Here is a 13,324-nt window from a genome sequence, read left to right as displayed (position 1 = left end):
TTGATTTTAGGTGTTAGGAATTACTATACCGTAGCGGCTTCCACTACTGGAAAATCGATATCGGTGTTGGCCGTATTGTTGAAGTAATTGGTGAATACGTTCAAGGCAACGTGCGCCACGATCTCGCCAATGGCTCCATCGGTATACCCGGCCGCTTTTACAGTTTCCACATCTTCGGAGGAAACGCGTCCGTTTTTGGCGATCAAGGTTTGGGCAAACTGCAGTGCAGCAGCAATTTTTGGGTCATTATTGATGGCTTCTCTGGCAGCTTGAAGCGTATCCGTATCGATACCCACCAATTTTTCACCGATAAAGGAGTGTGCGGACAGGCAGTAGTTACAGGAATTTGATTCTGCTACGGTCAAGGCCAACAATTCGCCCAGTTTACCGCCCAAAGATCCTTTGCCCAAAATATCGCTAAGGTTCAAATAACCTTCCAATACCACTGAGGAGTTCCCCATGGTTCTCATCATGTTGGGAACCATGCCCAACTTGCCTTGGATACCTTCAAATAATTCTTTTGATCTTCCGGTGGCTTCCTTTGGATCCAATGCTTGTAAACGTGTCATAACTTTCTGTTTTTTAATGAATAATTCGTTTGTCAATATTGACATTACAAAGGTGCGGTGATGTTGTCGTGAATAAAATGGACAGATGTCGCAAGTCCTTGGACAATTTTCCCCACCTGACAATAATTTGCTGAACATCAAACAAAAAGAAGGGCCGAACCCATGGTTCGACCCCTCTACACTCAACTACAACATCACTCTCACTGACGTTTTATTTCATGGGGTGCATTTTTAACTCTTTCACCAATTCTTTGGTGGTGAATACACGGCTGGAAATCATTTTGTAGTTGGTCTGGGCAGCTTGGTCGCCGTCCAATCCAGGTAATTTGGCAGAAGCTGTGGCATCGCCCACAACGGCTACTTCAAAACCGTTTTCCACTAATTCCCTCATGTGTGATTCAGCACAAAGGTTACCGGACATTCCGGCCAAGATCACTTTGTCCACCCCTTGTTTGCGCAACTGCAAGGCCAAATCGTTGGATTCGGAACCGAACACTTTGTGCGGGCTGGTCACCACTACCCTATCCTTTTTGATGTACTTTTTGTAGCGAGGCAACCAATCGGCTCCGGAACCTTCAAAACCTTCTACATTAAGCTGGTCTCCACGGTCGAACATGCTGATGTTGTGCATCAATTTTTCAAGGGTTCCCTCGAACTTCCACACATGATCGTGCTGGTAATAGTAGTGGGGAGAAATAAATATGGGGATGTTGTACTTTTCACCCAATTTAAAAATGGTCTCCAGGTTCTCGATGGTGTTGTTCTCCTGAACACTTTGTCCCACGGCACCCCAGGCCACTCCATCGGGACTAAGGAAATCGTTTTGTGGATCGGTGATCACAATGGCGGTTGTTCCATCGATGGTAAAACCGGGTTCTGGCAATTGGGCGTGTAGTCCCGAAATGGTAATCATGAACACTGTTAGTGTTCGCATCAAATTTTTCATGGTATTTTTCTTTAACTGATTAAACTTAAATTTTGATGGAACAAAGTTGCGGCGATACCACGGTTGAAAAAATGGACAGAGTACGCCAGTGAATGGACATTTTTTCCTTCAGTTTTCATGCATGTTAAATTTTGGTCATTTCAAATAGGGCATTCCTCAATCCAAAGGAAGCATGCATCAATTAAGTGCGCAAAATAATTGCGTATACTGTAGTTTGCCCAAAAAAATAGGATATGACTACCTTGGAAACTATAAACACCTTACAGATCATCTGTTTGGTATTGTTGGGATGGATCATTTTTATGGTGGGTTGGTTGGCCGGTGCCATGTGGGGGAAAAGAAATAGGTTTTAGCACAATACGCTACGTTTATACACGTTCAACCCCATCCAAACCTACTTAAACCTACATTACCATTTTTTGGAAAGACCCCCATATTGCATGCATACTGGCCTACTTTGGAGATAGCCGGTTTACCGTTAAAATAGATCAATTACACACAGGGGAAATACGGTATTTGTGCTGGCACAAAAGCAATAGTATTTTGGCAAAACCCAATCTAATATTAAGAAACGGGAAAACAAAAAAGGCTTCCAATGGTGAAACCACCGAATATATTTTCCTGCACGATGAACGGGTTTTTACCGTGGAACGCATCCCACCGACAACAAATGGGGGAGCTCATTTCTTTTTTCTAGAGGTATCGGATGAAAGCCATAAAAAAAGTACTTGGAAAATGGAACAATTGCCCATACCCAAGTACTTTCGTAATCTGTCTTGATTATTATCCTTTGTAGGTCACTCGATAAATGGCGTTGCCCTCATCATCGGAGATCAGCAAGGAGCCATCTTCCAAGAAAAGCAGATCCACGGGCCTACCAAAGGCTTCTTGTGATTCTTCATCCAACCAGCCATCAATAAATGGCTCGTAACTAACGGCCTCACCATTTTCCAATGTTACCAAGGTTACCCTGTACCCCACTTTGGAAGAGCGGTTCCAAGAACCGTGTTCCGCCAAAAATGCCTGTCCTGTATAGGCCTCGGGAAACATGGGCCCTTGACCAAATTTAACCCCCAATGCTGCTACGTGGGCCCCTAGCGGCTGTACGGGAGGCACAAAATCGGAGCATGGACGCTGGTCGCCAAATTCTGGGTCCTTTACCGTTCCCCCATGGCAAAATGGGTAGCCGAAATGTTGCCCAACTTCGGTAAGTTTGTTCAATTCGCCCGGAGGTACATCGTCGCCCATCATGTCCCTACCGTTATCCGTGAACCAAAGCTCTTTGGTATCCGGGTGCCAGGTAAATCCAACGGTATTCCGAACCCCATGTGCCACAATTTCCCTGTTGCTCCCATCGGGATCCATTCTGGTGATGGTTCCAAAACGTTCATCTTCATCGGTGCGGTCGCAAATATTACATGGGGCACCTACGGGAACGTATAGTTTATCATCGGGCCCAAAGGCGATGTATTTCCATCCATGGTGAAATTCGGTCGGGTAATCGTCGTAGATCAATTCGGGTTCCGCAGGGTTTTCCAACTGCGACTCAATGTCCGAATACTTGAACAATTTGCTGACTGCGGCAACATACAGGGCGCCATCCCTAAAGGCCATTCCGTTGGGTTGCTCCAGATCTGTGGCTATGGTATAGGTTTCATCTACCCTGTAATCGCCATCGACATCCTTTAGCGCATAAACTTTTCCTTCATTTCGGGTACCTACAAAAAGGGTTCCATCCGTGCCCATGGCCATGGAGCGGGCTCCTTCAATGTTTTCGGCATAAACGTCTATACTAAAACCATCTGGTAGATTAAGGCGGTCCAGGGGCAAATCACCAGTGTATTCCGGTGTTTCTTCAGCATTCTCCGCTACTTCCTCGGTAGTTTCCTCCTCTTTACTTTCTTTGTTTCCTTTACATGCTATAAATGCTACGGAAAGTAGCAGCATCAGCACAGACCTTAAGGTCAACGTATACATTCTCATCTTGTTATATTAGGTGTTTTGGTTTTTGAATCAATAAAGCTATGATAAAATGATGGAAACCTCATGCCCGTTGCGGCATTCTTTTGTGACCTGACCTACTCTTTTTCCTTAAATTCGGAAAGATTGCCCTGGTACCACATATTTGTTCTGTGCGTACTGGATATGGTAAGTCTTGCCCTGCCATTGGGATAAAGTTGGGCAATCACCTGAAACCCTTCGGACTCGTGATCGATGGTAAAGCGCATGGTTTGGCCCGTTCCATTTTTGATGGGTGAAAACGAAAGTTCTTTGGGAACTCCCTCAAATAAGATCCCTGTCTTGTTTTGATTGTAGTAGCCGCCCATTCTGCGTTCCCCATAAAAGGGCAGGTCGGCCATAACACTGTCCCCTACCATACGAAAATAGCCCCCGGTTCCCGAAACATCAATTCGGCTGGCGGTACTGCCCGGTGGCAATAACCCTGCATTTGCGATACTGTTTAAACTCTGGGTGGCCATGGGCTGTGCCAAAAGAACTTTGACTTCAAAATGTTTTTGCGCGATCATGTTGTCGAAAGCGGCAATCTCTTCCGGAGTGGCTTTGTCTTTGCTCGAAGCGCACGCTATTGAAAACAATAATAGTATATAGGCGCCAATTTTTATCAGGGACTTCATTTGTGTAAGAGTTAACTTCCTACAAATTACAAAATCCAAGAACCAATTCCGAGATAAATAACGGTGTCTTAACGTTTAAAACGTTCAAAAATGGCCAATGTCTTTTTGGTGTTGATAAAATACACCCCCGTTAAAAGAACGGCAGCAGCGATAATAGATTGCAGCGTAATTTGTTCATCCAAAAAATACCATCCCAGCAGCAGGGCCACTATCGGATTCACGTAGGTAGACGTAGCCACTTTTTCCGGGGAAACGGCCTTAAGCAAGTAATTGAAAGAGGTAAAGGCCACAATACTCCCAAAAAAGATGAGCAAAAGCATGGCGATCTGTACTTTTCCACTCCAAGCTAGCGGAGAGGACCATTCCTCACCAAAACCAAGACTCATCAAACTTAAAATAATGCCGGCAAAAAACATTTGATAGCCCGTATTCACAAAATAGTTGGTGGGCAAGTCCGCTTTGGCCACAAAAAGACTGGCATAGGCCCAACAGAGCATACAGAAAAAAATCATGATCATGCCCACAATGGATTCTTCCTGGGTTATAATTTGTTTTTGGCTCACCAATAAATAAATTCCGACCACTCCAAAAACAACGCCGACCACGGACATGGGCTGTATTTTTTTGCCCTGTAGGATTCGCATCATCAATAGGATAATGAGCGGTTGGGAAGAAATTTCGAGGGCGGCAAACCCCGTGTCCACATATCGTAAGGCCCAAACCACCAATCCGTTGCCGATACTCAAGAACAGAATTCCAGCTATTATGGTGTTGAAAAGTTGCTTTTGTGTTATCCTGAGCGAAATACCCATGATTTTTGCCAGTAGGAAAATGAAAAGACCCGCCAAGGTAAACCTACAACTTGCCAGCATAAAAGGTTCCAACTCCAGAACGGCTATCTTGTTCAATAAATACGTAGACCCCCAAATAACATAGATGGCAAAAAAAGCCAGAATGACGAGAGCAGAGTTTGAGGATTTTCCCATTCAAAGACAGTTTAACCGCCCTGCAATATTACGTATGTTTATGGAAGAAAATAAGAGTGTGCCTAAAATTTTGGAAATTGAATGCTTCGATTTTTTAATCCAGTAGATATGAAGCAAAATCCCGCTCAAGCTCTTTAAATCGTTTTAAGTGGTTTGCTACCTCTTTGTTGTTGGCGTCAGATAAATCCAACTCGTGCTTCCTAATTTTGGACATCACCTGTTTCTGGTGCTTTTTAAAGTTTTGAATGCTTTTATTGAGCTCGTAATACTTTTCAAACTGTTGGGGACATTTGGGTTCGTAAGTGTATGAGCTCAGTTTTTCTGACAGGCGCTGCACCATTCTATTGTTTCGTTCCACCTTTACCAGGAGTTCCTGTTGGTATTTGATACTATTTTGGGTGGCGTTTTGCATATACTTAGAAAAGATTTGTAAGTATTAAGAAATTGACACCCTTGAAGTTAACTAAATTCTGTCAAAACCTTGTGGGCTTAACCCACATTTAATAATTTATTTAACATCTATCAACAAAAAAGCCCGGTAACGACCGGGCTTTATATAGTGGATAGGGAATTCCCTTAATTTTCGGTTTGCTCGTACGCTTCCTGTTTCAGCTCATCGCTGGCAATAATCGCAAGCTCTACACGTCTGTTTGCTGCTTTACCTGCAGCAGTTTCGTTGCTTTCAACAGGTTGCTCCTCTCCATACCATTTGGTAGTGAAACGTCCACTGGAAATACCTTTGGCCACCAAATAACCGGTTACGGCCTGCGCCCTACGCTGGGAAAGTCCCATGTTGTATTCCGCTGCACCATCGCTATCGGTATGGCCTTCAACCAAGATGTTTGTTTTTGGATATTCTTTAAAGATTCCTGCCAATTTATCCAATGTATTGGCGGAAGCACCTTTAATGTCGGATTTGTTGGTGTCAAAATAAACACCGTTCTCACCGCTGAAGGTAACGTTGATACCCTCGCCTACACGTTGTACTTCGGCCCCTGGAATTTCCTGTTCTATTTTTTCGGCTTGGCGATCCATTCGATTACCGATATACCCCCCGGCAGCACCACCTACCACAGCACCGATTATGGCGCCCAAGGCTGTATTTCCTTTTCCTACGTTGTTACCGATGACACCACCTATCACAGCGCCACCACCAGCACCGATAGCGGCACCTTTTTGAGTGTTGTTGGCATTTTTAATGGCATCGCAACTAATGATCATGGTCAACGCCAAAAAAGCTGTTGCACCCTTTAATACTATATTTTTCATGAAATTATTTTTTTGAGAATTCGTAAACTATGGTCACAGGCTGACCTTCAACGGAAACGTTGGATTTAAGCGTCATGGCTTGTTCGGACAAACTAACAATGTTCAACCGGTATCCATAGCCTCCCGAGATATCTTTTCGGTTTTCGTCAATAAACTTGAATTGAAGTTGGCTCTGGTAATTTTGTTCGGGTTCGACCACCGACCATCTAAAAAAACGGTCTCCTCCTTGGCAGAGTGAACTTTGAGCGATGGTATAGCGTCCTGTGCTATTATTATCCCTAAAGAACCATTCACTGTCCTCAAAACAGATATCCTCTGCATCGTTAAAAATGACAGACTTGAAGTTACCTGAATTGTTTTCGTAGTAGACATTGTCCAAATTCCAGGTGCCGCTAAAAAGATTTCGTTGCGTCCTAGCGCTTTTGGAAATTGAACATGACGAGAGCAAAAGCCCCATCATGGTAATCATTAAAATTGATCGTTTCATCATAGTTGTGTAAGTTAATGTTCAAAAAATATACGATTGGGGATATGCTTCTAGTTGTTAAATTATTAAAAAATTAGCTAACCAACTGGTTTTAATATTGATATAATTCAATTAATTCCGATTCAAATCGCTTTTTGGGCAAAAAATTGGCTTCCAGCGATTTTGCGAAGGGCACTGGGGTTTCCAAGCTGCCCACTCTTTTCACCGGGGCGTCCAAAAACTCAAAACAGTTTTCCATTACCATGGCAGAAATATCGCTTGCTATACCTCCAAATAAGGTGTCCTCTTGCAAAATGATCATCTTTCCTGTTTTTTTGATTGAATTGAAAATAGTTTCCGTATCCAATGGTTGAAGGGTTCGAAGATCAATCAGATCTGCATCAATCTCCGGGTGTTTTTCCAATACTTCAAGAGCCCAATGCACTCCGGCGCCATACGTGACGACGGAAATGGACTCACCTTCCCGCAAAAGTTTTGCTTTACCAAAGGGCAAGGTGTAATAATCGGTGGGCACTTCGCCCTTTACGCTCCGATACAATCCTTTATGTTCAAAAAACAAAACGGGGTTCGGGTCGTTCACGGCCGTGTTCAACAAACCTTTGGCATCATAAGGGAAAGCGGGGTACACCACTTTTAAGCCCGGGGTCTTGGTAAACCAGGCCTCATTGGTCTGTGAATGGAAGGGACCTGCCCCCACTCCACCCCCGCAGGGCATTCGAATGACCACATCTGCGTTCTCGTTCCATCTATAATGTACTTTGGCCAAATAATTGACAATTGGGTTGAACCCAGAACTTACAAAATCAGCAAACTGCATCTCAACTACAGCTTTCATACCGTTAATGGATAATCCCATGGCGGTGGAAACTATCGCTGACTCACAAATGGGTGTATTGCGCACCCGACTTTTCCCAAATTTGGGCACAAAACCTTCGGTGATTTTAAAAACACCTCCGTAATCCGCCACATCTTGCCCCATGATAATGAGCTCGTTGTGCCTGTACATGGATTGCTCCAATCCTTGGGAAATGGCATCTACAAGTCTTATATTCTCTGTTGAATTTGGTTCTGGTTCAACATCTTGATAATCAAAATCTTGATATACTTCTTTTAACTCTTTACTTTCATCTGAAGAAACTTCGGGTTCATCAAAGGCCAACTGCAGATTGGAATTGATTTCTTCCATGATTTCCGCCTTGTATTCCTCGATGATTTCATCCGTGAGCACACCTTCTTCCAATAAAAAGCTTTCGAAGTTGGAAATTGGGTCTTTCTTGCCCCACTCTTTCATTAACTTATCGGGAACATACTTGGTGCCACTCGCTTCCTCGTGCCCGCGCATGCGAAAAGTTTTGAATTCCAACAACACAGGTCTTGGCCTTCGACGAATAGCTTTGCACAATTCGTCCACTTTGGCAAACACCTCGAGAATATTGTTTCCGTCAATAATTCTAGACTCGATACCGTATCCCCTAGCCCTATCTGCCAAATGCTCACAGTTGTATTGCTCGTTGGTGGGCGTGGAAAGCCCGTAACCGTTGTTTTCAATACAGAACAACACAGGAAGTTTCCATACCGAGGCTACGTTCAAAGCTTCATGAAAATCCCCTTCACTGGTCGCTCCTTCACCCGTAAAAACAGCGGTGACACGCTTTTTCCTGCGGAGCATATCCGCCAAGGCAATCCCATCGGCCACCCCTAATTGAGGGCCCAAATGGGAAATCATCCCCACAATCTTATATTCCTGGGTTCCGAAATGGAAACTACGGTCCCTGCCTTGGGTAAAACCACTTTGTTTGCCTTGCCACTGCGCAAAAAGTCGGTTCAGGGGAATGTTTCTTGAGGTGAACACCCCAAGGTTTCGGTGCATGGGAAGAATGTATTCACTTTCCTTGAGCGCCTTGGTAACACCCACGGAAATTGCCTCTTGCCCAATACCACTAAACCATTTGGAAATTTTGCCTTGCCGAAGAAGGATCAGCATTTTTTCCTCTATCAATCTGGGCTTCAGCATGCCTTTGTACAAATCAAGCAACTTTTCGCGTTCGAAGCTGCCAACATGATACCTCATACAATAAAATTCTGTTCGTTAAAAGTAGTAAAAAGCCTTTCAAAACGCCTTAAAATTCCAAAACCTTCGGCATTATTCCCTATTTTTGGCCATATTTCAAATATGACAATATGAGTGCTATTCCAAGCGTGGACCTGAAAGATTTTGTTTCAGGCGATCCAAAAAGAAAAGAAAAGTTTGTCAAAGAAATAGGTGCTGCTTTCGAAGATATCGGTTTTGTGGCCCTAAGCGGACATTTTTTGTCCGACAAACTGGTCGAGGACCTATATGCAGAAATAAAAAAATTCTTTAACCTACCACAGGAAACAAAGGACAAATACGAGATTGAAGGTATTGGAGGACAACGCGGGTACACCTCCTTCGGAAAGGAGCATGCCAAAGGCAAAAAAGAAGGCGACCTGAAAGAATTCTGGCATTTTGGCCAGTATGTGGAAGACAATCCAAAGCTGGAAGCTGAATACCCAGACAATGTTACCGTAGAAGAACTTCCCGATTTTAATCGAGTAGGAAAGGAAACCTATAAAATGCTGGAAAAAACAGCAAAATACGTATTGCGGGCATTGGCTTTACATCTGAATCTGGAAGAAACCTATTTTGACGACTATATTAAAAATGGCAATTCCATTTTAAGGCCGATTCATTATCCCCCCATTACCGAAGAACCCAAAAATGCAGTGAGAGCAGCGGCGCATGGCGACATCAATTTGATCACCTTGCTGATGGGCGCTCACGGAAAAGGGCTTCAGGTAAAGGACCATCAAGGAAACTGGGTCGATGCCATTGCCAAACCGGACCAATTGATGATCAATGTTGGGGACATGTTGTCCAGATTATCCAACAACAAGCTTAAATCCACCATTCACCAAGTGGTGAACCCTCCAAAAGAACTTTGGGGCACATCCAGATACTCCATTCCGTTTTTTATGCACCCTATTAGCGACATGCCGCTCAACTGCCTGGAAAACTGTATCGACGAGGAGCACCCAAAAGCCTTTACGGATATTACCGCAGGAGAGTATTTGCACGAAAGATTGATAGAATTGGGACTGATTAAAAAGTAAATATGGATTTAGGAGACCAGCTCAAAAACTTATTCCCAGATCACGTTCCGGAAGAGGATTCCGACGGAGAACAGGAAAAATCCCCATATTGGCTCCAGGACGACCCGATTATCTGCAAATATGAAAAACGCAAAGGAAAACCTGTAACCATTCTAGAAGGGTACAATGGGGCTGATAGTGATTTTAAAAAGCTGACTAAAGACCTAAAAACACTCTTGGGCGTAGGAGGAAGCTTTAAAAACGAAACCATCATCATACAGGGCGATTTCCGAGATAAAATCATGGATTTCCTAAAGGAGAACGGGTTTTCTGTGAAGCGCGTTGGCGGATAACTGCCGATTCTTCAAAAAAAGGAATTGCTTTTTTCCACATGTTAAAAAGTTGGCCGGAATACCAATGTTTTGTGAAAAAATTTTTGTGTTCCTGCTTTAAACCTTATTTTTATTATTCCTAACCAACGAAAACATAGCTGAAAATGAAATCACTGTTGCACATAACCAACGGGGACAGTTTCACGTCTAGATTACAAACTCTGGAATTTAAAGGGGATGTGATCACATGGAGGGAAATGCTTTGCGAAGGCAAAACGCTCTCCACAGTAGGAAGCGAGTCGTTCTGGAAAACAAGGTTCGAGTTCCTAAACAAGAATTACAAAGTTTCCAAGTCTTGGTTCATCGAAAAAACCCTCAAGGAATATCGATCGCTTTGTAACCACAAACAACAGGACCAAATTGTTCTTTGGTTCGAATACGACCTTTTTTGCCAAATCAATATGCTGGCCGTAATAAGCTGGTTGAAACAGCACCGGAGACACGCGGAAATTTCTTTGGTGTGCAGTGGCAAAGTGGAAGGCTCCACTAAACTCTATGGGTTAAACGAGCTCGACGACGACAAGTTGATGGAGCTTTACGAAAATAGAAAAGTGCTTTCACAAGACGATATAGAATACGCCGATTATATTTGGCAATTATACTGTAGCGACAATCCCATCCGATTGGAAAACCAAATCGACAACAACGATTTTCAATTCGAGTACCTATCGGATGCGCTTAAAACGCATCTAAAACGATTCCCTACCATTAAAAATGGACTTAACGACTTGGAGAACCACATTTTAGAGGTGGCCAAGCAGGAAAAACCAAGGTCCAAAAAAGAATTACTGCATAATTTATTGACCGATCAAGGATTTTATGGTTTTGGGGATACACAGTATGAACGCATGGTAACTTCCTTAAAACCGCTATTCAGTTCTTTCGATCCGGTCAAATTGACCAAAAAAGGATTGGATGTGCTAAAACAAGAAGCGAATTACTATTCGGAACTACGTGATAATCAGATGTATTTAGGAGGTTCCTTAAAGTACAACTTCTTATACAACACCGACACAGACCGAATCCTAAAATTATAATACATGGGCTCATCACTGGGCGGTTCAGAGCTTATTCTGAATCCTGATGGGAGCATTTACCATCTTAACCTTCTTCCAGAAGACATCGCGACCACGATTATTACGGTAGGTGACCAAAATCGTGTGAGAGAAGTATCCAAATACTTTGATTCCATTGAAGTACAAAAAAACAAACGTGAGTTCGTCACTCATACCGGATTTTACAAGGGCAAACGGATCAGTGTGATTTCCACCGGAATAGGAACGGACAATATAGATATTGTTTTTAACGAACTCGACGCTCTTGCCAACATAGATTTTGACACACGCCAGATAAAAACCAATAAGAAACAACTCAATTATATACGGGTCGGTACATCTGGCTCCCTACAACCCGACATACCCATTGATTCCTTTTTAATGAGTACGGCCGGTATCGGTTTCGACAACCTTTTGCATTTTTATGACTGTGGACACATCAAAAATCAAGAGCTGGAACTCGCCGTTACCGATTACTTGGGCTGGGGCAAGCATAACATCCATCCTTACGTGGTGGATTTTGATTCGGATTTGGGTAATGTTTTTTCTTCAAATCGTATACGATTAGGCTTAACAGGTACAAATTCAGGGTTTTACGGACCGCAAGGAAGAGCGCTCCGTATATCTCCCGCCATTAAAGACTTTAACGACAAACTAGCGGCCTTTTCCTTTGGGGGAACACGTATAACCAACTTGGAAATGGAAACCGCCGCCATGTACGGTATCGCAAAACTGCATGGACATCGAGCTGTTTCCTTAAACGCCATATTGGCCAACAGGGCCACAAGCGAGTTCTCCAAGCAAGGTCATCAAACCATTGATGAACTTATCCAATACACCTTAAGCTGCATAGCCAAAAGTCAGTTGGTATAATTTTTCGAAGGACATTTTTTGAAAAATACCGCATGGCATCATAATTTTAATTGTACAAACAAGCCAAACAAATGAAAACCATAAAAATAATCGGAGTCCCCGAACATTTTAACCTTCCTTGGCACTTGGCGATGGAAGACAATGCTTTTGAAGACCGAGGCATTCAATTGGAATGGACCGATGTTCCCGAAGGAACGGGAAAAATGACCAAGATGCTTCAAGATGGTGAAGCCGACCTTGGCATTATCCTTACCGAAGGAATCATTAAAAGTATCTCGCATGGAAATCCCAGTAAAATTGTTCAGGAATACGTTTCCTCTCCTTTACTTTGGGGTATTCATGTAGATGCAAACAGTGAGCGAAACTCAATTGCAGATTTAAAAGACGATAAAGTAGCCATCAGCCGGATGGGCAGCGGAAGTCATTTAATGGCCTATATCAATGCTCAAAACCAAGGGTGGGATACGGAAAAACTCCAGTTCGAGATCATCAACAATCTCCATGGTGCCGTGGACAACCTCACAAGTGGGTCCAATGCCTATTTTATGTGGGAACATTTTACCACAAAGCCCTTAGTGGACAATGGCACCTTTAAACGTGTGGGCGACTGCCCTACCCCTTGGCCCTGTTTTGTGATTGCCGCTTCGGATAAGTTTATTGAAGAAAATGAAGGTTTACTAAAGCACGTTTTGGAAGTCATTAACACCTATACTTCCGAATTCAAGCAAATTCCAAGCATCGACAGAACCTTATCCAACCGATACGAACAACAACTGGAGGACATACAGGAATGGTTGTCTAAAACCACTTGGGGGCAGGAACAGCTCTCGGAAGCAACGGTAAACGAGGTACAGACCAGATTACACGATCTTAAATTGATCGATGAAGTCAGAAAGGCATCGGAATTCCTTTGGAAATAGATAGCTGTCAGGTCGAGCGCAGTCGAGACCGCACAAATCAAATAATGATTAAATAACTTCTCGACTGCGCTCGAAGTGAC

Annotated in this window: 15 protein-coding genes; 6 read left to right on the top strand and 9 right to left on the bottom strand. The window is 43.3% G+C overall.

What is annotated here, in order from left to right:
- Positions 1–23: 23 nt before the first annotated feature.
- Both J0X13_RS04905 and J0X13_RS04900 read right to left on the bottom strand, forming a co-directional pair.
- Positions 24–569 carry a carboxymuconolactone decarboxylase family protein gene (locus J0X13_RS04905; RefSeq protein ID WP_207070324.1) on the bottom strand — a complete coding sequence of 182 codons (546 nt, stop codon included), beginning with the start codon at positions 567–569 and terminating at the stop codon, positions 24–26.
- 211 nt (positions 570–780) lie between these two features.
- Complete coding sequence (locus J0X13_RS04900) at positions 781–1,503, bottom strand: cysteine hydrolase family protein (protein WP_242535614.1); 723 nt, start codon at positions 1,501–1,503, stop codon at positions 781–783.
- A 555-nt stretch (positions 1,504–2,058) separates the two neighbouring features.
- On the opposite strand from J0X13_RS04900, the gene J0X13_RS04895 reads away from it, so the two are divergent.
- Positions 2,059–2,295 carry a hypothetical protein gene (locus tag J0X13_RS04895; RefSeq protein WP_207070322.1) on the top strand — a complete coding sequence of 79 codons (237 nt, stop codon included), beginning with the start codon at positions 2,059–2,061 and terminating at the stop codon, positions 2,293–2,295.
- A 3-nt stretch (positions 2,296–2,298) separates the two neighbouring features.
- Here the strand turns inward: J0X13_RS04895 and J0X13_RS04890 are convergent, their stop codons facing one another.
- The 7 genes from J0X13_RS04890 to J0X13_RS04860 all read right to left on the bottom strand — a co-directional run bounded on the left by J0X13_RS04890 (position 2,299) and on the right by J0X13_RS04860 (position 8,964).
- Positions 2,299–3,498: a PQQ-dependent sugar dehydrogenase gene (locus tag J0X13_RS04890; protein WP_207070321.1), complete on the bottom strand. Its 1,200-nt coding sequence runs from the start codon at positions 3,496–3,498 to the stop codon at positions 2,299–2,301.
- 95 nt (positions 3,499–3,593) lie between these two features.
- Positions 3,594–4,151: a DUF4251 domain-containing protein gene (locus J0X13_RS04885; RefSeq protein WP_207070320.1), complete on the bottom strand. Its 558-nt coding sequence runs from the start codon at positions 4,149–4,151 to the stop codon at positions 3,594–3,596.
- A 68-nt stretch (positions 4,152–4,219) separates the two neighbouring features.
- Positions 4,220–5,137, bottom strand: a complete 918-nt coding sequence (locus J0X13_RS04880; protein WP_207070319.1) for an EamA family transporter — start codon at positions 5,135–5,137, stop codon at positions 4,220–4,222.
- Positions 5,138–5,231: 94 nt separating this feature from the next.
- Positions 5,232–5,549, bottom strand: a complete 318-nt coding sequence (locus J0X13_RS04875) for a hypothetical protein (protein ID WP_207070318.1) — start codon at positions 5,547–5,549, stop codon at positions 5,232–5,234.
- 164 nt (positions 5,550–5,713) lie between these two features.
- Positions 5,714–6,406: a YiaD family glycine zipper/OmpA-like lipoprotein gene (locus J0X13_RS04870; RefSeq protein WP_207070317.1), complete on the bottom strand. Its 693-nt coding sequence runs from the start codon at positions 6,404–6,406 to the stop codon at positions 5,714–5,716.
- Between the two features lie 4 nt (positions 6,407–6,410).
- Positions 6,411–6,896: a lipocalin-like domain-containing protein gene (locus J0X13_RS04865; RefSeq protein ID WP_207070316.1), complete on the bottom strand. Its 486-nt coding sequence runs from the start codon at positions 6,894–6,896 to the stop codon at positions 6,411–6,413.
- Between the two features lie 88 nt (positions 6,897–6,984).
- Positions 6,985–8,964: an alpha-ketoacid dehydrogenase subunit alpha/beta gene (locus J0X13_RS04860; RefSeq protein ID WP_207070315.1), complete on the bottom strand. Its 1,980-nt coding sequence runs from the start codon at positions 8,962–8,964 to the stop codon at positions 6,985–6,987.
- A gap of 110 nt (positions 8,965–9,074) precedes the next feature.
- Here J0X13_RS04860 and J0X13_RS04855 point away from each other — a divergent pair, with 110 nt between their 5' ends.
- From J0X13_RS04855 to J0X13_RS04835, 5 genes are all read left to right on the top strand, one after another.
- The gene (locus tag J0X13_RS04855) at positions 9,075–10,025 is read left to right on the top strand and encodes an isopenicillin N synthase family dioxygenase (protein WP_207070314.1); all 951 of its coding nucleotides are present in this window, start codon (positions 9,075–9,077) and stop codon (positions 10,023–10,025) included.
- A gap of 2 nt (positions 10,026–10,027) precedes the next feature.
- On the top strand, positions 10,028–10,357 hold the full coding sequence (locus J0X13_RS04850; protein ID WP_207070313.1) for a translation initiation factor: 330 nt from the start codon (positions 10,028–10,030) through the stop codon (positions 10,355–10,357).
- A gap of 143 nt (positions 10,358–10,500) precedes the next feature.
- Positions 10,501–11,433: a DUF1835 domain-containing protein gene (locus J0X13_RS04845; protein ID WP_207070312.1), complete on the top strand. Its 933-nt coding sequence runs from the start codon at positions 10,501–10,503 to the stop codon at positions 11,431–11,433.
- A 3-nt stretch (positions 11,434–11,436) separates the two neighbouring features.
- The gene (locus J0X13_RS04840; protein ID WP_207070311.1) at positions 11,437–12,324 is read left to right on the top strand and encodes a nucleoside phosphorylase; all 888 of its coding nucleotides are present in this window, start codon (positions 11,437–11,439) and stop codon (positions 12,322–12,324) included.
- A 71-nt stretch (positions 12,325–12,395) separates the two neighbouring features.
- On the top strand, positions 12,396–13,244 hold the full coding sequence (locus J0X13_RS04835; RefSeq protein WP_207070310.1) for a substrate-binding domain-containing protein: 849 nt from the start codon (positions 12,396–12,398) through the stop codon (positions 13,242–13,244).
- The last annotated feature ends 80 nt before the right edge of the window (positions 13,245–13,324 follow it).

Source organism: [Muricauda] lutisoli (nom. illeg.), assembly GCF_017313105.1.
GTDB classification, from domain to species: Bacteria; Bacteroidota; Bacteroidia; order Flavobacteriales; family Flavobacteriaceae; genus Flagellimonas; species Flagellimonas lutisoli.
The sequence above is the reverse complement of the archived record's forward strand: the minus strand, read 5'-3'. Positions and strand labels throughout refer to the sequence as shown.